Source organism: Mesorhizobium sp. M0954 (genome assembly GCF_040319155.1).
Lineage (GTDB): Bacteria > Pseudomonadota > Alphaproteobacteria > Rhizobiales > Rhizobiaceae > Mesorhizobium.
The window spans coordinates 312,822-332,503 of the sequence record NZ_JAMYNR010000003.1 but is presented as its reverse complement, the minus strand read 5'-3'; the positions used below and the strand labels follow the sequence as shown (position 1 = coordinate 332,503).

Here is a 19,682-nt window from a genome sequence, read left to right as displayed (position 1 = left end):
GTTGACTAGCCGAAGCCAACACGAGGTTTTCCTTATTTGGATGCCGAGCCCAAATAAGCTTTGGGAAGGGAGCCCAGCACAAGCGATTCTAAATGCTGGGAAATCGTTTGGTGCCGCTTAGGTGACTCGAACACCTGACCCCATCATTACGAATGATGTGCTCTACCAACTGAGCTAAAGCGGCCCGGGAAGCCGAGCTTCCAAGATGGGCTGCGTGATAGACGCAACCGGCCGCGAATTCAAGATGGCAGTCGCGATTTCAGGACGAGGCAATTGGTGCCGCCTCCGGCCGGGCGCAAGGGCAGCCGCCGCGCGGATCTGCCGTTGGCCGCGTGATGCCGTCCCGTCCGCCACGTTGGCGGTGGCGGGAAAATCAGCGAAAAATGTTGATTCCTTTACCGAAAACCGCCGAAATGAGCTTTGTGCCCCTCGGCAAGGCAGAATGCGGCCGCTCGCTTGTTGATTGATTGGTCGCCTGCGGCTAACGATCATGGCAATGTGAGTGAAATTGCAGAGGGAATTCGCTTGGACGCGATCGAAAAAGCGATCCGCAATGCCTTCGAGAAAGGCAATGCCGACGACCGGGCGTTTCGCGAGCGGGTCTATCGATCGGCTTTCGCGGCACTCGACCGTGCCCTGCAGGCCAATCCAAACGTCACGGTGGAGGTCGCCATCAAGCGGCGCAAGGCGGTCCAGGCGAAGATCACCGAAATCGAATCGGAATTCCTGCCGGCGGTTGCCGACGTCGCCGCGCCGACCGACAGTTTGGAGGCAGCACCGGAGGTGGAGCCCCCGGCCGAAGCTGAAGCCGCGCCGTCGCCCGATGTCGTCGTTGACGGTCCGGCGCAGCCGCCCGAATCCGATGCGCCGCGGTCGCGCGTCCTGCCGGTCGTTCCCGACATCATGCCCGATGCGCCTGTTGCCGAGGCGCCCGTGATCGACATGGGGGCCTCGGTTCCGACCGAAGCCGACGCCGAAACGGACGACGCGGAAGTGACGCCCGACCGCGACGACCGGCGGGCGAGGCGGCGGCGCCTGCCCTTGACCGCCATCTTCTTCGGTGTGACGCTGCTCGCAGCCGCCGGCATCGGCCTTTATTTCGCCAACCAGACCGGCGTCTTCAAATCGGCGACCGAGCTCGACACAGCGCCACCGGAAGCGCCGCCAACGGTCGACGGCGATGATTTCACGCCGGACGACACTGCTTCGCCGCCGAAGCAGGGCGAGCAGGACCAGACGCACGACTGGATCAATGTCTTTTCGCCGGGTGACCCGACGCAGGTCAATGCACCGTCGGACGCCAAGGCCGACGTCATCCAGGACGAAAGCGGTTCCTTCCTGCGCATCCGCTCGGGGGCATCCGGCTCGGCCATCAGCTTCGACGTCGGACAAGGCGTGCTGGAAAAACTGGCCGGCAAGCATGCCACATTCGACATCATCGCGCGCTCCGAGGAGGGCCAGGAGACGCAGATTTCCGTCGATTGCAATTTCGGCGAACTCGGCGACTGCGGCCGCAAGCGCTATGCCGTCGGTCGCGAGCGCAATGAATATCTGTTCGACGTGCGCTTTCCCAACAAGCGTCCGGGCGCTGCCGGCACCATCGCCATCAATTCCGACTTCGACAAGCAGGGCAAGTCGGTCGACATCTACGAGATCCGCGTTTCAGTCGTTCCCTAAAGCACGTCGCGTTCCGGCCTCATGCGACGCGCTTCAGGTTCTTGTTTTGATGCATGTCGTTACCGCAAAACCGCTGCACACTTTTTGCGCGACATGCATTAACTATCGAGCAGCGCCTGCAGCGTCTCGATGCGGTCGGCTTCGGCCGCCGGCTTGTCCCAGCGTAGCCGCGAAATGCGCGGAAAGCGCATGGCAACGCCGGATTTGTGCCGCGTCGAGCGGTTGAGACCTTCGAACGCAACCTCCAGCACCAGCCCGTTCCTGCGGTCGGCACGCACCGAGCGGACCGGGCCAAAGCGCTCGATCGTATTGTCGCGGACATATTTGTCGATCTGCCTCAGTTCCTCGTCGGTGAAGCCGAAATAGGCTTTTCCCACCGGCACCAGCTCCTCCGATCCTTCCGGCCCGGACCAGACGCCGAATGTGTAGTCGGAATAGAAGCTCGAGCGTTTGCCGTGGCCGCGCTGGGCATACATCAGCACCGCGTCGACCGTGTGCGGATCGCGCTTCCACTTGAACCACGGGCCCTTCGGCCGCCCGGCCACATACGGCGAATCCCAGCGCTTCAGCATGACGCCTTCGATGACCGGATGCAGCGGCTTGCGGCGCAATTCCTCGAGTGCCTGCCAGTTGGTGAATTCGACCAGCGGCGACAGATCGAAGCGGCTCGGATCGAGCGTCCTGACGAAGGCGTCGAGCCGGCCGCGTCGTTCGCGGAAGGGCAATCCGCGCACATCCTCGTCACCAATCTGCAGCGCATCGTAGCAGCGCATGAAGGCGGGGTATTGCTGCTGGATCTTGGGTGACACGGTCTTGCGGTTCAGCCGCTGCTGCAGGTCCGAGAACGTGCCCGTCGCCTGCCTGGGGTCACCGACCAGAAGCTCGCCGTCGAGGGCTCCTGAAAAATCCATGGCCTCGGCAAGATCCGGAAAGGCACCGGAGACATCGTCACCGGTGCGCGAATAGAGCCGGCGAATGCCGCCTTCGCAAACCGCCTGGACGCGGATGCCGTCCCATTTCCATTCGGCCGCGTAGTCGGCCGGGTCGAGCTTTTCGAGGTCGCCGTCGCCGACGGCATTCGACAGCATCACCGGCCTGAACAGCGCCAGCGCCGTCTTCCTGGGTTTTTCCGCTTTACGCTCCAGCCAGGCGAACAGCCCGATATAGGGCGGCGTCAGCCCGTGCCAGAGTTCCTCGATCTCGGCGATATCGACCTTGCCGAAATCGGCTAGCGCCTGCTTGGCCAGCCGCGCCGAGACGCCGATGCGCAGGCCGCCGGTGACCAGCTTTATGATGGCGAAGCGCGCCGACGTGCTGGCGCTGTCGAGCAGCCGGGCCAGCACCTGCGGCCCGTCGGAGCGGCTCGCCGCCTGCAGCTTGGCCACCACCTCGGCCAGCGTCGGCTCGTGGTTCGCGATATCGAGAGGCGATTGCGGCCAGACCAGCGACACGGTCTCGGCCAGATCGCCGACATAATCATAGGAATAGCCAAACAGCACCGGATCCATGCGCTCGATCACCAGAGTGCGCAGCATCGCCGGCTTGACCGCGGCGATGGACAGATCGCCGGTAATGGCCGCCAGCGCCAGCCCGCGGTCCGGATCCTCGACGCTGCGAAAATAGTCGGTCAACAGCGTCAGCTTGCCGTTGCGCGACGGCGTCAGCACCAGCCGGTCGAGAAGCTCGGCGAAGCGGTTCATGAGCGGAGCGCCAATGGGAAAGGCTTGCGTTCTGTCGCGCCCCCCTCTGTCCTGCCGGACATCTCCCCCACGAGGGGGGAGATTGGCAGTTTCGTCCTTGCCACCCGTCCAGCAACGTTGGTGGTTGGCGAAAGCCGGCGCGACATCCAATCTCCCCCCTCGTGGGGGAGATGTCCGGCAGGACAGAGGGGGGCGCCGTAGAGCTCTGCGCAGGTGACCATCGAACCTCGCATTCTCAATCGCCCTCGTCCTCATAACCAACCAGATGCAGCGGCCTGGCGGCGATGCCTTCGAGTTCGCACCAGCGCACCAGCGCCTCCTCGCGGCCATGCGTTACCCAGATTTCTTCGGCGCCGGTCTCCTTGATCGTTGCTGTCAGCTCGTCCCAGTCGGAGTGATCGGAGATGATCAGCGGCAGCTCGACGCCGCCCTGCTTGGCGCGCTGGCGGATGCGCATCCAGCCTGAGGCGAAGCACGACATCGGATCGGGAAAACGCCGCGCCCAGCGATCGGCGAAGGCGGATGGCGGGCCGACGACGATGGCGCCGGCAAAGTCGCTTTTTTGGCCGGTCTCGACGGTCGCCGGTTCCAATGTGCCGAGATCGATGCCCTGGCTCTGGTAATATTCGCTGAGCTTGGCCAGCGCACCATGGATGTAGATCGGCTTTTCGTAGCCGGCATCGCGCAGCAGCCGCATGACACGCTGCGCCTTGCCCAGCGCATAAGCGCCGACCAGATGCGTGCGCTCGGGAAACTGTTCGGTCGATTTCAGCAACCGGGCGATCTCTTCGGTATCGGGCGGATGCCGAAACACCGGCAGGCCGAACGTCGCCTCGGTGATGAAGACGTCGCATTTGAGCGGCTCGAACGGCTCGCAGGTCGCGTCCTTCTGGCGTTTATAGTCGCCGGACGCGACGATGCACGTGCCCTGATGCGCGACCTTGATCTGCGCCGAGCCCAGAACATGGCCGGCCGGGTGAAAGCTGACGGTGACGCCGTCGAGCGCAATCGTCTCGCCGAGCACGGCGGCTTGCGTCGTTCCGGCAAAACTGTCGCCGTAGCGCAGCCCCATGATGTCGAGCGTCTGCTGCGTCGCCATCACCGAGCGGTGGCCGGAGCGGGCATGGTCGGAATGGCCATGTGTGATCAGCGCCCGGTTGACCGGCCGCACCGGGTCGATGAAGAAATCGCCGGGCGGGCAATACAGCCCTTCCGGCCGGGGATGAAGCAGGTCGCTGGCGCGCATGGCCCCAAGATAGGCGCTAATTCCGGCGCGGGAAGCCTGTTGTAAGTCACTGCTGACTCCAGCATAGAGCGCAAGCCGGCTGCAAACACCCGGCGGAACCCGATCACGATGAAACCGCTCCAGACCTCGTCCGGCGATTTGACCGCCGACCGCCGCGCCGACTATGCCGAAATGCTCTATGCATCCGGCGATCATGCGGCAGCGGCGGAATTGCTGCTCGGCGCGCTCGAACTGGCGCCGCAATGGCCAGCCGGCTGGTTCCGCCTCGGCGAGATGCAGGAAGCGGCGGGCGCGCGCGATCGTGCCGCGCAGGCCTGGACGACGGCACTGCGGCTGGACCCGGCGGACAGGCTTGGCGCGGTGCTCAAGCTGCAATTGATCGGTATGGCGGCGGCGGCACAGGCGCCGCCCAGCGCCTTTGTCGAGACGCTTTACGACCACTATGCCGGGAGTTTCGAGGCTGAACTAGTCGACAGGCTCGGCTACCGCCTGCCCGAATGCCTCGACCGCGCCATCCAGGCGGCACGGCCGGGCCGGTTTTCGCTGGTGCTCGATCTCGGCTGCGGCACCGGCCTCATGGGCCAGAAGCTGCGGCCGATCGCCGACCGGCTGGAGGGTTACGACATCTCGGCCGGCATGCTGAGGCAGGCGAGCGCCAAAGGCGTCTACGATCTGCTCGTCAAGACGGATCTGCAGGACTTTTGCTATTCTGGCCCGAAAGCCGATCTGGTGACGGCGGCCGATGTGTTCATGTATGTCGGCCTACTTGAAAAGGTGGTGAACAAGATTGCCGGAATGCTTGCCGGCGGCGGTCTGTTTGCGTTCTCCGTCGAGACGCTCCCGGGCGGAGAATCGTCTGACAGCGCCGGCTTCGCCTTGCAGCCGTCGCGCCGCTACGCGCATTCGCAAGGCTATGTAGAGCGCGTTCTGGATGCCGACGGCTTTTCGATCCTGTCGCTGCAGGCAACGATCATCCGGCAGGATCGCCGCGAACCGGTCGAAGGGCTGGCCGTAGTGGCAAGCTTGCTTTCCGGCAGCGTAAAATCTGGCTAAGACTTCTGCCGCTGCGCATGAGAAGCCGCAGCTGCGAAAGACAAGGAGCACGTTCATGCGCTGGAACATGACGGTCTTGGCGTCTTGCCTGGCGATGGCCGGCTGCGTCGGCAATTCGATGTCCGAACGGCAGGACGAAAACGTCCAGTCCTCGCTGCTATATGACAAGGTGCCTTGCGATCAATTGCTGGCGCAACGAAACGGCCTGGCGCAGCAATATCATCTGCCGGTGGACGCCAAGCCGTCGTTCTCCAACCCGGCGACGGGCTTTGGCCCGTTCACGCCGGATATGCGCTCAAAAGCCAAACGCGACGCCGACCAGGCAAGCGGCAAGATCGACGCCATGAACCGGTCGATCAGCCGGCGCGAATGCGGCAAGCCGGCCAAACAGAACAAGCTCGGCCTGACCTGACCGGATCCTAATCCGCCACCTTCCACTGCTCGCGCGAGGCGCTGGCGGGATAGACGCCGAGGATGCGCATTTCGCGCGAGAAAAAGCGCAACTCGTCGAGGGCCAGCTTCACCAGCGGATCGTCGGGATGACCCTCGATATCGGCGTAGAACAGCGTCGCTGTAAACGCGCCGAGCTGGTAGCTTTCCAGCTTGGTCATGTTGATGCCATTGGTGGCGAAGCCGCCCATCGCCTTGTAGAGCGCCGCCGGCACATTGCGGACGCGGAAGATGAAGGTCGTCATCATCCTGGCGTCGGCCGAGGGACGTTCGGCCCATTGCTTGTTCTTGGTCAGCACGACGAAGCGGGTGACGTTGCTGTCGGTGTCCTCGACATTCTCCTCGATGATGTCGAGCCCGTAGAGGGTCGAGGCCAGCGCCGGCGCCAGCGCGGCCATGGTGCGGTCCTTCATCGCGGCGACCATCTTGGCTGCGCCCGCGGTGTCGCCGGCCACCGTCGCCTTCCAGCCGTTCTTGCGGATGTATTTGCGGCATTGGCCGAGCGCGTGGATGTGGCTGTGCACGGTCCTGATCTCGTCGCGCCTGACGCCGGGCAGCACCATCAGCTGGAAGTGGATCGGCAGAAAGTATTCGCCGACGATGTGCAGCTTCGATTCCGGCAAGAGGTGATGGATGTCGGCGACGCGGCCGGCAATGGTGTTCTCGATCGGGATCATCGCCAGATCGGCCCTGCCGGTCTCGACGGCGTTGAAGGCGTCCTCGAAGGTCGGGCACGGCAACGGCTCCATCGACGGGAACATGTTGCGGCAGGCGGTGTCGGAATTGGCGCCCGGCTCGCCCTGGAAGGATATTTTGTTGGTCTTTTCAGGCATGCGCGGAGTCTCGGGAATTGAGGGAATTTCTTAGTCGGAAAGGAGCGCCCTGGCGCGTTCGAGATCGTCCGGCGTGTCGACGCCAAGCGGCACCGACTGCACGATCTCCGCATCGATGCGCATGCCGGCCTCAAGCGCCCGCAACTGCTCCAGCCGCTCGCGGCGCTCCAGCGGCGACGGCCTCAGCGCAACGAAGCGTTCGAGCGCGGCGCGGCGATAGGCATAGAGGCCGATATGATGGTAGAGCGGGCCTTCGCCCCAAGGGGCGGTGGCGCGGGTGAAATAGAGCGCCCTGAGCCGCGTCGTCGAGAGTGGCGAGCCGACCAGCTTGACGACGTTCGGATTGGTCTTTTCCTCGTCGCGTACGATCTCGACGCAGAGCGTGGCGATATCCACCGCTGCGTTCTCGAAAGGCTTCAGCGCGGCGCCGATAACAAGAGGGTCGATGGTCGGCAGATCGCCCTGCACATTGACGATGGTCTCGACGCTGTTGCCAGGGTCGAGGATGGTCAGCGCTTCGAAGATGCGGTCGGAACCGGTTTCGTGGTCCGCCCGCGTCATCACCGCCTCGAAACCATACGCGCGCACCGCCTCCGCAACGCCCTGCGTGTCGGTGGCGACGACGACCCGGCCGAGCCCGGCCTCGGCAGCACGGAGGGCGACGTGGACGATCATCGGAGTGCCGGCAATGTCGGCCAGCGGCTTGCCCGGCAGGCGCGTCGAGGCCATGCGGGCCGGGATCAGGATGAGCGTGGACATGAGGCGGGCAGGGGCTCGAAAAAGAGGGGGACAAAAGTGGCAAAAGGTCTCACTGGCAGCGCCCTTATAGGTGTTGCAACGCCGGAGCAAAAGACCTAGTTTCCGCGCGATTTGACCGCCTCGCAGGGTGGTTCACGATACCGACGGACGGAGTGGACGGATCGGTCCGCCGGAAAAGGGAGCCTGGGGCGTATGGATTCCAACGAAGTCAACAAGCTGCTCGCCGGCTTTCTCGGCACGGTGTTCATCGTCTTTTCCGTTGGCATCGTGTCCGACGCGCTGTTTGCCTCGCCGGCGCCGGAAAAGCCCGGCTTCGCCATCGAGGCGACCGAGCCCGCCGAAGGCGGCCCGGCCGCTCCCGCCGCGGCCGTGAAGCCGATCGCCGAGCTGCTGACCACCGCCAACGCCGAAGCGGGCGCCGCCATCTTCAAGAAATGCCAGGCTTGCCACTCCGGCGAAAAGGGTGGCCCCAACAAGGTTGGGCCCGATCTCTGGGACATCGTCGACCGTCCTGTCGCCGAGCATGAGGGCTTTGCCTATTCGGCCGGCATGAAGGAGTTCTCCAAGGGCGGCAGCGAGAAGTGGACCTACGACAATCTCAACCACTTCATCACCTCGCCGAAGAAGTTCGTGAAGGGCACGGCGATGGGCTTCGCCGGCCTGCCGAAGGATGAGGACCGCGCCAACGTCATCGCCTATCTGCGCACGCTGTCGGACAATCCGAAGCCGCTGCCGGCGCCCGGCGCCTCGGCCGAAAACGCGCCCGCCAAGCCGGCAGAAGGCGCGGCGCCAGCCGCCCCGGCGCCGCCCGCAAAATAACAAAACTGTAATGACATTATCCTTGAAAAAGCCGGGTTCAGCCCGGCTTTTTCGTTAGGAAAAATGCATATGCGACGACAAAGCCGCTCGGTTGCGGTTTTCAGCGCCGCCAAATGATCTAGATTGGGCCCCAGACGCTATGGTGACGGCGCTATATCGCGAAGAGGAGAACGCATGACGGTTGGCCGAGCGCGGACGCTTCTGAAATCGGTGCTGATGCTGGCTGCTTTTGCCGGCGGCCTGCAGGCGGCCTTCGCGGACGAATGGCGCACGACCTCGTCGCTGATCGGCGAATCCAAATACGGCGATAATTTCCAGCACTACGATTACGTCAATCCGGATGCACCGAAGGTCGGCACAGTGAACTCAGTGGTGCTCGGCACGTTCGACAGCTTCAATCCTTACATCGTGCAGGGTTCGCCGGCCGCCGGCTTCGCGCAGTTCGGCGGCGGCCTGCTCTACGACACGCTGATGGAGCAGGCGACGGACGAGGGCAGCACCAGCCATACGCTGATCGCCGACGGCTACAAATATCCGGCCGACTATTCCTCGGCGACCTACCGGCTCGATCCACGGGCCAAATGGCATGACGGGCAGCCGATCACCACCGAGGACGTGATCTGGTCGTTCCAGGTGCTGAAGGCCAACAGCCCGATGTACAGCCGCTATTTCGAAAACGTCACCGACGCCGTCGCGGTGTCCGACCGCGAGGTCGAATTCCACTTCAGCCAGAAGGGCAACCGGGAGCTACCGAAGATCATCGGCGATCTCGTTGTGCTGCCCAAGCACTGGTGGGAAGGCACCGACGCCAACGGCAAGAAGCGCGACGTCACAAAGCCGACGCAGGAGCCGCCGCTCGGCTCCGCCGCCTACAAGATCGCCAGCTTCAAGCCTGGCTCCGAAATCATCTGGCAGCGCGTGCCCGATTACTGGGCGGCCAAGCTGCCCGTAAAAATCGGTCGCGAGAATTTCGACAGGCAGCGTTTCACCTATTTTCTCGACGACAATGCCGCCTGGCAGGCCTTCACCAAGGGCGGGCTGGACGACATCAAGCCGGAGAACAGTTCGAGGCGCTGGAACACGGCCTATGACTTCCCGGCAGTTCAGGCCGGGGACGTCATCAAGAAGGAATTCAAGACCGCGTCGCCCGAACCGATGCAGGCCTTCATGCTCAACACCAGGCGCCCGCTGTTCCAGGATCGCCTGGTGCGCGCCGCGCTGATGTATCCGTTCGATTTCGAGACGATGAACCGGACCCTGTTCTTCGGTTCCAACACCCGCACCAGCAGCTATTTCCAGGGCACCGAACTGGCGTCGAGCGGCCTGCCGCAAGGCAAGGAACTGGAAATCCTCGAGCAGTACCGCGACAAGCTGCCGCCTGAAGTCTTCACCCAGGAATTCAAGCTGCCGGTCTACGACACCCCGCAGGCGGAGCGCAAATATCTGAAGACCGCGGTCGATCTGTTCGCCAAGGCGGGCTGGGTGATCAAGGGCGGCAAGATGGTCAACGCCAAGACTGGCGAACCATTCAAATTCGAAATCCTCGGCTGGAACGACACCGACCAGGTCATCGCCAGCCCGTATATCGCCAATCTGCGCAAAATCGGCGTCGACGCCACACTGCGCCTGAGCGACCAGACCCAGTACATCAACCGCGTCAAGCATTTCGATTACGACGTCATCATAGGGCAACTTGGCCAGTCGGACTCTCCCGGCAACGAACAGCGCGACTTCTGGAGCTCCAAGGCTGCCGATACGCCCGCGTCGCGCAATTACGCCGGCATCAAGAATCCGGTCGTCGATGCGCTGGTCGACCGGATCATCTATGCCACCGACCGCGACGATCTGGTTGCCGCCACCCATGCGCTCGACCGGGTGCTGTTGTGGAATTTCTACGTCGTGCCGCAATATTACCGTGCCGTGGTCTGGCTCGCCTACTGGAACAAGTTCGGTATGCCGGAGAAGCAGCCCGCCTATAGTGGCGTCGACCAGAATTCCTGGTGGGTCGATCCGGTCAAGGAAAAGGCGCTGGCGGCCAAATACAAGAGTGGCAATTGATGACGGCGCTGCCCCGTCGCGACTTCCTCGCCCTGGGCGGTGCCGCCGCGGCCGCGGCGCTGCTGCCCGGCCGGGCTTTCGCCACGATCCCGACCGGCGTGAAACTGCACGGCCTGTCGGCCTTCGGCGATCTCAAATATCCTCCGGATTTCGCGCATTTCGACTATGTCAATCCGGACGCTCCCAAGGGCGGCCGGATGAATTTCGCCCCGCCGAACTCCACCCTCAATCAGAGCTTCCTGACTTTCAACACGCTGAACTCGCTGGTGTTGAAAGGGGATTCGCCGCCGCGCACCGAGATCTGCTTCGATTCCCTGATGGCAAGGGCAGTCGATGAGCCGGATGCGGTCTACGGCCTGCTTGCCGAATCCGTCACCTTGTCGCAGGACCGCAACGGCTTCCGCTTCAGCCTGCGGCCACAAGCGCGCTTTCATGACGGCTCGCCGCTGACGGCTGAGGACGTTGTCTTCGCCTTGAACCTCTACAAAGACCGGGGACATCCGAACCTATCCCAAGCACTGCGGCATATGACGGATGCGGTCGCAATCGATCCGCTTACAGTCAGCCTTACCTTCAACGGCCAGCAGTCCGCGCAGAATATCCTCGCCATCGTCGTAATGCCGATCGTGTCCAAAGTTTTCTACACGGCCAATGATTTCGACGCCTCGACGATGACCCCACCGCTCAGTTCCGGACCGTACAGAGTGGGGCGGGTGGTGGCCGGGCAGACTGTCGAATATGAACGCGTCGCCGATTATTGGGGGCGCGATCTCGCCGTCAACCGCGGGCTTAATAATTTCGACCGTATCCGTATCGATTTCTACCTTGATCGCCAGGCAGCCTTTGAAGCGTTCAAGAAAGGCGATACGCATTTTCGCGAGGAGTTCACCGCGCGGGTATGGGCGACCGGCTACGACTTTCCAGCGCTGAAGGATGGCAGGGTCGTCAAACGCGAATTTCCCGGCGAGAAAACGCCATCCATGCAGGCTGTCGCACTCAATCAGCGCCGTCCGCAGTTCCGCGACATTCGCGTGAGACAGGCAATCGCCTATTGCTTCGACTTCGAATGGACCAGGCGGGTTCTGTTTTTCGACTCCTACGAGCGTTCGCAATCGAACTTCGAGCGGTCGGATTACAAGGCCAAGGGCCTACCCTCACCCCAGGAATTGAAACTGCTGGAGCCGTTTCGAGCCGAGTTGCCGCCGGAGACCTTCGGCGACCCGGTGATGCAACCCGTCTCCGACGGTTCGGGCCACGACCGCAAGCTGCTGCGCGAGGCTTCGAGACTGCTTGCCGAAGCCGGCTGGAAGCGAACGGGCAATTTCGTCGTCAATGACAAGGGCGACCGGCTGCGGGTGGAAATGCTGGCCGAGGACGATGGCCTCGTTCGCATCTTCCTTCCGTGGTCCGAGAATATGAAGGCGATCGGCATCGACGCTTCGGTCCGCCAAGTCGATTCGGCGCAGTTTGAAGCGCGGCAGAGCAATTTCGACTTCGACTTCAACATGCTCGCATGGTCGATCGGAGCGACGCCAACCGCCGATGGTTTGGAGATCCTCTATGCTTCCCGGATGGCGAAAACGCCGGGGATGCGCAACTATCCGGGTACGGAAAGCAAAGCCATCGACGCGCTGATCGAGGCAGCCGGCAAGGCGCAGAGCCGGATCGAACTCGTCACCGCGCTCAACGCGCTCGATCGGGTCTTGCGCGCGCGGCTAGACTGGATTCCAACATATCATCTGGCGAATCACCGGGCAGCCTTCTGGGACATGTTCGGCTTTCCCGCTCAAAAGCCGGATTACGACTTTCCGGTCGAGACGTCGTGGTGGTTCGACAAAGACAAGGCGGCAAAAATTGGCAAAGCCTGAATTTCTTGCGAGCGCTGGCGCCGCCCCTCACCTGCCTGCCGGCATCCTCTCCCCGTATAGCGACGGGGAGAGGGGCGCTTTCATCGATGGTTTCGCCGATCATAAGCGTCGCAATAGAAGCGCCGAGACTAGGGCCAGCCCCTTTCTCCCCGTCACTATACGGGGAGAAATGTCCGGCAGGGCAATGAGGGGCGGCACCGTCTTCGGCAATTGGCCTGGGGCGATTGCCTTAGGGGCACCTTCAGACACAATGGTCGTCCTCAAGGAGGGTAAAGCCTGATGGGCGCCTACATATTGCGCCGCATCCTTTTGATGATCCCGACCCTGTTCGGTATCATGGCGGTGTCATTTGCCGTCATCCAGTTTGCTCCAGGCGGGCCGGTCGAGCAGGTCATCGCCAGGCTGACCAACCAGGGCGGCAGCGATCGCCTCGGCGGCGGCGGCGGTGATGCCGGCGGCGCCAATGTCGATGTCGCCGGCGACGTCGGCTCGAAATACCGCGGCGCGCAAGGGCTCGATCCCGAATTCATCAAGAAGCTGGAGAAGCAGTTCGGCTTCGACAAGCCGCCGCTCGAGCGCTTCGGCATGATGCTGTGGAACTATCTCCGCTTCGATTTCGGCGACAGCTATTTCCGCGACATATCGGTGCTCGACCTGATCCTGGAAAAGATGCCGGTGTCGATCTCGATCGGGCTGTGGATCACGCTCTTGTCCTATCTGATCTCGATCCCGCTCGGCATCCGCAAGGCGGTCAAGGACGGCTCCACCTTCGACGTCTGGACCAGCGGCGTCGTCATCGTCGGCTACGCCATTCCTGGGTTCCTGTTCGGCATTTTGCTGATGGTGCTGTTTGCCGGCGGCTCGTTCTGGGACTGGTTTCCGCTGCGCGGCATCACCTCCGACAATTGGGACCAGCTGTCGTGGCCGGCGCGGATCGTCGACTATTTCTGGCATATGACCTTGCCGCTGACCGCGCTGGTGCTGTCGGCCTTCGCCACGACGACGCTGCTCACCAAGAATTCCTTCCTCGAGGAAATCCGCAAGCAATATGTCGTCACCGCCCGCGCCAAGGGCCTGTCGGAGCGGCAGGTGCTCTATGGCCACGTTTTCCGCAATGCCATGCTGATCGTCATCGCCGGTTTTCCCGGTGCTTTCATCTCGGCCTTCTTCACCGGCTCGCTGCTGATCGAGAACATATTTTCGCTCGACGGCCTCGGCCTGCTCGGCTTCAACTCGGTGGTGCAGCGCGATTACCCGGTGGTGTTCGCCAATCTCTACATCTTCTCGCTGCTTGGCCTGTTCGTCGGGCTTTTGTCCGACCTGATCTATACCTGGGTCGATCCGCGCATCGATTTCGAGCGGAGAGACGTCTGATGGCGCGGACCATGGCCGAAACGGCGCCGGCTCGGATCGCGCGGCCCTTTCTGTCGCCGCTCAATCAGCGGCGCCTGCAGAACTTCAAGTCCAACCGGCGCGGCTACTGGTCGTTGTGGATTTTCCTGTTCCTGTTCGTGCTGTCGCTGGTTTCCGAACTGATCGCCAACGACAAGCCGATCATCGCCTCCTACAAGGGCGAGATCCTGTTCCCGGTCCTGGTCGCCTATCCCGAGGAGAAGTTCGGTGGCTTCTATGCGGTCACCGACTACCGCGACCCGGTGATCCAGGACGAGATCAACGCCAATGGCTGGATGGTCTGGCCGCCGGTGCGCTACTCCTACCAGACCGTCAACAACGCTATTCCCGAAGCAGCACCGACCAAGCCGTCCTGGCTCTACGACAAGAAGACGCGCTGCAACCAGTATCCGAAAGGCGAGGCAGACCCCAATTGCAACGTCGGCAACTGGAACTGGCTGGGCACCGACGACCAGGCCCGCGACGTGCTGGCGCGCGTCATCTACGGCTTCAGGATCTCGGTGCTGTTTGGCCTGATCCTGACTGCCGGCTCGGCGCTGATCGGCGTGGCGGCCGGCGCTCTGCAGGGCTATTTCGGCGGCTGGACCGATCTTCTGTTCCAGCGCTTCATCGAGATCTGGTCGGCGATCCCGGTGCTGTATCTGCTCCTGATCGTTGCCGCCATCCTGCCGCCCGGCTTCTTCATCCTGCTCGGATTGATGCTGCTGTTCTCCTGGGTGGCACTGGTCGGCGTGGTGCGGGCCGAGTTCCTGCGCGCCCGTAACTTCGAATATGTCAATGCGGCGCGCGCGCTCGGCGTGTCCAACGTCACCATCATGTTCCGGCATCTGCTGCCCAACGCCATGGTGGCGACGCTGACCTTCCTGCCGTTCCTGCTCAGCGGCTCGATCTCGACGCTGACCTCGCTCGACTATCTCGGCTTCGGCCTGCCGCCCGGCTCCGCCTCGCTCGGTGAGCTGTTGAAGCAGGCACAGCGCAACCTCAACGCGCCCTGGCTCGGCATTTCCGGCTTCGTCGTCATCTCGCTGATGCTGTCGCTGCTGGTCTTCGTCGGCGAGGCCACGCGCGACGCCTTCGATCCGCGCAAGACGTTCAGATGAGCGACACCCCGCTGCTTTCGGTCCAGGATCTCAGCGTCGCCTTCACGCAAGGCGGCGACCAGTCGATCGCCGTCGACCATATTTCCTTCGACCTTGCCAAGGGCGAGACGGTGGCGCTGGTCGGCGAATCCGGCTCCGGCAAGTCGGTCACCGCGCTGTCGGTTCTGAAGCTGCTGCCCTATCCGACCGCCAGCCACCCGTCGGGAAAGATACTGTTTCTCGGCGCCGACCTGCTTGCCGCCGACGAGAGAGACCTGCGCCGCGTGCGCGGCAACAAGATCACCATGATCTTCCAGGAGCCGATGACCTCGCTCAACCCGCTGCATACGATCGAGCAGCAGATCGTCGAGGTATTGAAGCTGCATCAGGGCCTGGGCGATCGCAAAGCCAAGGCGCGCACGCTGGAACTTCTGCACGAGGTCGGCATCCGCGAACCGGAAAAACGGCTCGACGCCTATCCGCACCAGCTATCCGGCGGCCAGCGCCAGCGCGTCATGATCGCCATGGCGCTGGCCAACGAGCCTGAACTTTTGATCGCCGATGAGCCGACGACGGCGCTCGACGTCACCGTCCAGGCGCAGATCCTCGAATTGCTGGCCGGCCTGAAAAGCCGCAAGAACATGTCGATGCTGTTCATCACCCACGATCTCGGCATCGTCAGGAAGATCGCCGACAGGGTCTGCGTGATGACCAAGGGCAAGATCGTCGAGACCGGCCCGACCAAGGAGATATTCGCCAATCCGCAGCACGCCTACACGCGGCATCTGCTTGCCGCCGAGCCGAAAGGCAAGCCGCCGGCGGCCAACCAGGCCGCCAAGCCGGTGATGGTCGGCAAGGACGTCAAGGTCTGGTTCCCGATCAAGAAGGGCTTCTTCCGGCGCACCGTCGACAATGTGAAGGCGGTCGACGGCATCGACGTCACCGTGCGGGCCGGTCAGACGCTTGGCGTCGTCGGCGAATCCGGCTCAGGCAAGACGACGCTCGGCCTGGCGCTGGCCAGGATGATCTCGTCGACCGGGACCATCCAGTTCAACGGACGCGGCATCGATCAGCTGTCCTTCAACGAAATGCGGCCGCTGCGGCGCGAGTTGCAGATCGTCTTCCAGGATCCGTTCGGTTCGCTCAGTCCGCGCATGTCGGTCGCCGAGATCATCGAGGAAGGGTTGAAGATCCATGAGCCGAAGCTGTCGCCTGATGCGCGCGACGAGCGTGTCGTCGACGTGCTGAAGGAAGTCGGCCTCGATCCGGCGACGCGCAACCGCTATCCGCACGAATTCTCCGGCGGCCAGCGCCAGCGCGTCGCCATCGCGCGCGCCATGGTGCTCAACCCGCGTTTCGTCATGCTGGACGAGCCGACCTCGGCGCTCGACATGAGTGTGCAGGCGCAGGTCGTCGACCTATTGCGCAGCCTGCAGGCCAAGCACGACCTCGCCTACCTCTTCATCAGCCACGATCTGAGGGTCATCCGCGCGCTCGCCAACGAAGTCATCGTCATGCGCAACGGCAGGATCGTCGAGGCCGGTCCTTCCGAACAGATTTTCGGCAAACCGCGGACCGACTATACAAAGGCGTTGATCTCGGCCGCCTTCAAGATCGAAACGGCGCCGGTCGGCATCGTCAGCGAGTAGATTTTCGCCAGAGATCATGCACAAAATCAAAACGCAGCCGCGCCTTGCGCGTCGGGACGCGAACGCTGTTGGTAAAAAGGGAAAAACAATCCGCAATGGAAAAAGGCCGCATCCTGCTTGCCCTCACCGGTATTCATCCGCTGCGCTGGCGCGAACTGCTGTCGGCGGAGCGCGAGGTGGTGCTCGAGCCGAACGGCGCCGGCGATCCCTCGATCACCTATGCGGTGGTGTGGAAACAGCGGCCGAACCTATTGTCGTCGCTGCCCAATCCGCGCGCCATCTTCTCGATCGGCGCCGGCGTCGACCACATCTTCGCCGATCCCACCTTGCCCGACGTACCGGTCGTCAAGGTGGTGGCCGACAACCTGACCCAGTACATGACCGAATACGTCGTCTGGCGGGTGCTCGACCACCATCGCCAGGGCATGCTCTACCGCGCCCAGCAGCAGAAGAAGATCTGGCATGAACCGCAGCAGCGGCCGGCCAGCGACATCTCGGTCGGCATTATGGGGCTCGGCACGCTTGGCCGCGCGGCGGCATCGGTGCTGTTGTCGCTCGGCTTTCCCGTCAATGGCTGGTCGCGCAGCGATCGGCCGATGCAAGGTGTCTCGACTTACGCGGGCGAGACCGGCCTGATCCCGTTCCTAAACGCCACCGACATCCTGGTGGTGCTGCTGCCGCTGACGCCACAGACGCACGGCATCATCAACCACGGCGTGCTGAAGGAGCTGCGCAAGCGCAACGGCCTCGGCGGCTCGGTGCTGATCAACGCCGGGCGCGGCAGGCTGCAGAAGGACGCCGACATTTTGCGCGCGCTGGACGACGGCACGCTGAAGGAAGCCAGCCTCGACGTGTTCGAGGTCGAGCCGCTGCCGAAGACCAGCCCGCTATGGAGCCACCCCAAAGTGTTCGTGACGCCGCATGCGGCGGCAACTTCCGATCCGGTCCACCTGGCGCCGATCATGCTGCGCCAGATGGACGCCTTCGAGCGCGGCGAAGCGCTGGAAAATGTGGTAGACCGCAACGCCGGGTATTAGAGCGCCGCTTTCCAGTCTCAGCCCCAGCCGAGCGGCATGTAGTCGATCTCCATAAACGCCGCGACCTCGGGGATCCAGCGGTCGCGGACGAAGGCGACGTGGTCGGGATGGTCGTTATAGCCGGAATAGGCCCGCTGATCGGCAAACTCCATCGAGAAGCCGAAGCGGTAGTCGTTCTTGGGACTGACCTGCCGCAACTGCTCGAAATGCGTGACGCCCTTTATCGCCGTGAGAATCCTCTTGGCGTCGGCGAGGAACCGTTTTTCCTCGAGCGAATGCGGCGGGTGTTTCAGCGTGAACACGACGGTGTGACGGATCATTTTCTGCTCCTGCGATGTCTTCGTGTCACGCGCTGTCGGCCCACGCGCGGATGAGGTTATAGGCGATCGCGCCTTTCGGCGGCGTCACCAGGCCGCCCGGATGTTCCCTGGCCAGCATCGACAGCACCTCGTCGCGAAAGAACCAGCGGCAATCTTCCAGCTCGTTGAGGTCGGGCTGGATATCGTCATTGAGCGGTTCGCCGAAGCAGCCGATCATCAGCGAATAGGGGAACGGCCAGGGCTGGCTGGCGTGGTAGACGACGCGGCCGAGCCTGATGCCGGCTTCCTCCAGCGTTTCGCGGCGCACCGCCGCCTCGATCGTCTCGCCCGGCTCGATGAAACCGGCGAGCGCCGAATACATGCCGGGCCCGAAATGCCGGCCGCGGCCGAGCAGGCATTTTTCGCGTGTTGCCGTCAGCATGATCGCCACCGGGTCGGTGCGCGGAAAGTGCTCCGTACCGCAGGCCGGGCAATGCCGCTTGTAACCGCCCGCCCGCATCGCGGCTTCGGTGCCGCATTTGCTGCAGAAGCGATGGCTGGCATGCCAGGCGAGCAGCGCCGCCCCTTGCGCCAGCGCACCCGCCGCCGCTTCGTCGATCAGCCCCTGCATATAGACCGAGCGATAGTCGATCGCCTTGATCGTCTCGGGAAGCTGTTCGGGCTCGACCCCGGCCGGCACCGCCAGCACCGGGCCGCTTTCGGAAAAACCGAGCAGGACGCCGTTCTCGAGCGATGCTTCGAGCGGCCGGCATTCGGCCACGCCGAACCAGGGGTCGAATGCGCCTTGCGCAAGCTTCAGATAGAGCCGGCCGCCACGCATCAGCAAAAGCCGCGCCGAGGGATCGGCGAGTGCGTTTTCGACGGAATCGTCGGCGCGGTTTTCGGACTGCCGGTCGATAATGTTGCCGGCGAAGCCGACGAACTGGCTCGGCTCGCGCAAGGGCGCGTCAAACAGGCGAAAGCTCATGCAGACTCGGGAAGGTTCAAGGTGGACACGGGAGAGGCTTATAGCGCTGCCTTGATCTTTTCCGCAAACTTGCGAAGGTCGGAGCGCTGATAGGGCTCGCGCAGGCCGTGCCCCCACACCGGGCCAGGCCAGCCGGGATCGCCTTCCGAGCGCGCAATGACGTGTACATGCAGCTGGCGCACGATGTTGCCGAGTGCGCCGGTGTTGATCTTGGTGCAGCCGGTCACCCGCTTCAGCGCCAGCGCCACCATGTTGGTCTCGAAGGTCAGCATCGCCTGGTCCAGCGGCGTCATGTCGTGGATTTCCTCGATGCCCGGCCGCTGCGGCACCAGCAACAGCCATGGCCAGCGGCGGTCGTTCATGACGCGCAATTCGCACAGGCCGAGCCACATCAGCTGTTCGCTGTCGGCTTCCAGCTGGGCGTCAAGCGTGAATCCGGCCTTGAGGCCCGGCAGCATTGGCGTTTCCCACACTTTTTGACGTTTTTTGACCTCCATCGACGCTAGAGCGGCTTCCGAAGGGCCGCAAGGGGCAGCAAGCAACATTGGCCGTCGCGGCGCTGATTGTGCGCGAAGAAGTGAGGCCCGGGCAAATTGCATCAGCTTGGCGCTGCCCCGCCGAGATTGACGATTTTGATCGCGGCCACATTTTGTTCTTGCTTTGTGCCGGCAGCTATGCTACTAATCTCGCTATGGTGATTATTCGCACCAACGACCCGCCCGCCGAGGCGGGTTTTTGGTTTCAGCTTTCGCCA

The 19,682-nt window shown here is 63.1% G+C and carries 17 protein-coding genes and 1 tRNA gene; 10 read left to right on the top strand and 8 right to left on the bottom strand.

Annotated features, from left to right (window positions below; all coding sequences use genetic code 11):
• Positions 1–108 precede the first annotated feature (108 nt).
• Positions 109–184: transfer RNA gene (locus NKH93_RS06720), tRNA-Thr, on the bottom strand.
• Positions 185–525: 341 nt separating this feature from the next.
• Between NKH93_RS06720 and NKH93_RS06715 the strand changes: the two genes are divergently transcribed.
• Positions 526–1,677: a hypothetical protein gene (locus NKH93_RS06715; protein WP_352969714.1), complete on the top strand. Its 1,152-nt coding sequence runs from the start codon at positions 526–528 to the stop codon at positions 1,675–1,677.
• 98 nt (positions 1,678–1,775) lie between these two features.
• Here NKH93_RS06715 and NKH93_RS06710 read toward each other — a convergent pair whose 3' ends face one another.
• A complete protein-coding gene (locus tag NKH93_RS06710; RefSeq protein ID WP_352969712.1) occupies positions 1,776–3,377 on the bottom strand; it encodes a cisplatin damage response ATP-dependent DNA ligase in 1,602 nt (533 codons plus the stop codon).
• A gap of 235 nt (positions 3,378–3,612) precedes the next feature.
• On the bottom strand, positions 3,613–4,623 hold the full coding sequence (locus NKH93_RS06705) for a ligase-associated DNA damage response exonuclease (protein WP_352969710.1): 1,011 nt from the start codon (positions 4,621–4,623) through the stop codon (positions 3,613–3,615).
• Between the two features lie 108 nt (positions 4,624–4,731).
• On the opposite strand from NKH93_RS06705, the gene NKH93_RS06700 reads away from it, so the two are divergent.
• Together NKH93_RS06700 and NKH93_RS06695 are read left to right on the top strand one after the other, a co-directional pair.
• Positions 4,732–5,676, top strand: coding sequence for a methyltransferase domain-containing protein (locus NKH93_RS06700; RefSeq protein WP_352969709.1), 945 nt, complete (start codon positions 4,732–4,734; stop codon positions 5,674–5,676).
• A 55-nt stretch (positions 5,677–5,731) separates the two neighbouring features.
• The gene (locus NKH93_RS06695) at positions 5,732–6,088 is read left to right on the top strand and encodes a hypothetical protein (protein ID WP_352681286.1); all 357 of its coding nucleotides are present in this window, start codon (positions 5,732–5,734) and stop codon (positions 6,086–6,088) included.
• A 7-nt stretch (positions 6,089–6,095) separates the two neighbouring features.
• Here NKH93_RS06695 and NKH93_RS06690 read toward each other — a convergent pair whose 3' ends face one another.
• Positions 6,096–6,959: a prephenate dehydratase gene (locus NKH93_RS06690; protein ID WP_352969707.1), complete on the bottom strand. Its 864-nt coding sequence runs from the start codon at positions 6,957–6,959 to the stop codon at positions 6,096–6,098.
• Between the two features lie 30 nt (positions 6,960–6,989).
• Positions 6,990–7,718, bottom strand: coding sequence for a 3-deoxy-manno-octulosonate cytidylyltransferase (locus NKH93_RS06685; RefSeq protein ID WP_352969705.1), 729 nt, complete (start codon positions 7,716–7,718; stop codon positions 6,990–6,992).
• A 192-nt stretch (positions 7,719–7,910) separates the two neighbouring features.
• On the opposite strand from NKH93_RS06685, the gene NKH93_RS06680 reads away from it, so the two are divergent.
• The 7 genes from NKH93_RS06680 to NKH93_RS06650 all read left to right on the top strand — a co-directional run bounded on the left by NKH93_RS06680 (position 7,911) and on the right by NKH93_RS06650 (position 17,641).
• Positions 7,911–8,537, top strand: coding sequence for a c-type cytochrome (locus NKH93_RS06680; RefSeq protein WP_352969703.1), 627 nt, complete (start codon positions 7,911–7,913; stop codon positions 8,535–8,537).
• Positions 8,538–8,711: 174 nt separating this feature from the next.
• Positions 8,712–10,595, top strand: coding sequence for an extracellular solute-binding protein (locus NKH93_RS06675; RefSeq protein ID WP_352969701.1), 1,884 nt, complete (start codon positions 8,712–8,714; stop codon positions 10,593–10,595).
• Positions 10,595–12,463: an extracellular solute-binding protein gene (locus NKH93_RS06670; protein WP_352969699.1), complete on the top strand. Its 1,869-nt coding sequence runs from the start codon at positions 10,595–10,597 to the stop codon at positions 12,461–12,463. The genes NKH93_RS06675 and NKH93_RS06670 overlap by 1 nt, the downstream gene beginning before the upstream one ends.
• A gap of 279 nt (positions 12,464–12,742) precedes the next feature.
• Positions 12,743–13,837, top strand: coding sequence for a microcin C ABC transporter permease YejB (locus NKH93_RS06665; RefSeq protein WP_352470038.1), 1,095 nt, complete (start codon positions 12,743–12,745; stop codon positions 13,835–13,837).
• Complete coding sequence (locus tag NKH93_RS06660) at positions 13,837–14,976, top strand: ABC transporter permease (protein WP_352767092.1); 1,140 nt, start codon at positions 13,837–13,839, stop codon at positions 14,974–14,976. Before NKH93_RS06665 ends, NKH93_RS06660 begins: the two co-directional genes overlap by 1 nt.
• The gene (locus NKH93_RS06655; protein ID WP_352969697.1) at positions 14,973–16,604 is read left to right on the top strand and encodes an ABC transporter ATP-binding protein; all 1,632 of its coding nucleotides are present in this window, start codon (positions 14,973–14,975) and stop codon (positions 16,602–16,604) included. Before NKH93_RS06660 ends, NKH93_RS06655 begins: the two co-directional genes overlap by 4 nt.
• Before the next feature lie 95 nt (positions 16,605–16,699).
• The gene (locus NKH93_RS06650; RefSeq protein ID WP_352969695.1) at positions 16,700–17,641 is read left to right on the top strand and encodes a 2-hydroxyacid dehydrogenase; all 942 of its coding nucleotides are present in this window, start codon (positions 16,700–16,702) and stop codon (positions 17,639–17,641) included.
• A 17-nt stretch (positions 17,642–17,658) separates the two neighbouring features.
• Here the strand turns inward: NKH93_RS06650 and NKH93_RS06645 are convergent, their stop codons facing one another.
• The 3 genes from NKH93_RS06645 to NKH93_RS06635 are packed head-to-tail and all read right to left on the bottom strand — an operon-like array spanning position 17,659 to position 19,386.
• Positions 17,659–17,961, bottom strand: a complete 303-nt coding sequence (locus NKH93_RS06645) for a Dabb family protein (protein ID WP_352969693.1) — start codon at positions 17,959–17,961, stop codon at positions 17,659–17,661.
• 25 nt (positions 17,962–17,986) lie between these two features.
• Positions 17,987–18,928, bottom strand: coding sequence for an NAD(+) diphosphatase (nudC, locus tag NKH93_RS06640; protein WP_352969691.1), 942 nt, complete (start codon positions 18,926–18,928; stop codon positions 17,987–17,989).
• Between the two features lie 38 nt (positions 18,929–18,966).
• On the bottom strand, positions 18,967–19,386 hold the full coding sequence (locus NKH93_RS06635; protein WP_023676868.1) for an HIT family protein: 420 nt from the start codon (positions 19,384–19,386) through the stop codon (positions 18,967–18,969).
• Positions 19,387–19,682 lie beyond the last annotated feature (296 nt).

What these genes read in the sequence shown, in the direction of transcription:
- NKH93_RS06655 (WP_352969697.1), top strand. Translation starts at nt 14,973, where the DNA reads ATGAGCGACACCCCGCTGCTTTCGGTCCAGGATCTCAGCGTCGCCTTC.
- NKH93_RS06660 (WP_352767092.1), top strand. Translation starts at nt 13,837, where the DNA reads ATGGCGCGGACCATGGCCGAAACGGCGCCGGCTCGGATCGCGCGGCCC.
- NKH93_RS06690 (WP_352969707.1), bottom strand. Translation starts at nt 6,959, where the DNA reads ATGCCTGAAAAGACCAACAAAATATCCTTCCAGGGCGAGCCGGGCGCC.
- NKH93_RS06705 (WP_352969710.1), bottom strand. Translation starts at nt 4,623, where the DNA reads ATGCGCGCCAGCGACCTGCTTCATCCCCGGCCGGAAGGGCTGTATTGC.
- NKH93_RS06650 (WP_352969695.1), top strand. Translation starts at nt 16,700, where the DNA reads ATGGAAAAAGGCCGCATCCTGCTTGCCCTCACCGGTATTCATCCGCTG.
- NKH93_RS06635 (WP_023676868.1), bottom strand. Translation starts at nt 19,386, where the DNA reads ATGCTGCCGGGCCTCAAGGCCGGATTCACGCTTGACGCCCAGCTGGAA.
- NKH93_RS06700 (WP_352969709.1), top strand. Translation starts at nt 4,732, where the DNA reads ATGAAACCGCTCCAGACCTCGTCCGGCGATTTGACCGCCGACCGCCGC.
- NKH93_RS06695 (WP_352681286.1), top strand. Translation starts at nt 5,732, where the DNA reads ATGCGCTGGAACATGACGGTCTTGGCGTCTTGCCTGGCGATGGCCGGC.
- nudC (WP_352969691.1), bottom strand. Translation starts at nt 18,928, where the DNA reads ATGAGCTTTCGCCTGTTTGACGCGCCCTTGCGCGAGCCGAGCCAGTTC.
- NKH93_RS06685 (WP_352969705.1), bottom strand. Translation starts at nt 7,718, where the DNA reads ATGTCCACGCTCATCCTGATCCCGGCCCGCATGGCCTCGACGCGCCTG.
- NKH93_RS06710 (WP_352969712.1), bottom strand. Translation starts at nt 3,377, where the DNA reads ATGAACCGCTTCGCCGAGCTTCTCGACCGGCTGGTGCTGACGCCGTCG.
- NKH93_RS06665 (WP_352470038.1), top strand. Translation starts at nt 12,743, where the DNA reads ATGGGCGCCTACATATTGCGCCGCATCCTTTTGATGATCCCGACCCTG.
- NKH93_RS06675 (WP_352969701.1), top strand. Translation starts at nt 8,712, where the DNA reads ATGACGGTTGGCCGAGCGCGGACGCTTCTGAAATCGGTGCTGATGCTG.
- NKH93_RS06645 (WP_352969693.1), bottom strand. Translation starts at nt 17,961, where the DNA reads ATGATCCGTCACACCGTCGTGTTCACGCTGAAACACCCGCCGCATTCG.
- NKH93_RS06680 (WP_352969703.1), top strand. Translation starts at nt 7,911, where the DNA reads ATGGATTCCAACGAAGTCAACAAGCTGCTCGCCGGCTTTCTCGGCACG.
- NKH93_RS06670 (WP_352969699.1), top strand. Translation starts at nt 10,595, where the DNA reads ATGACGGCGCTGCCCCGTCGCGACTTCCTCGCCCTGGGCGGTGCCGCC.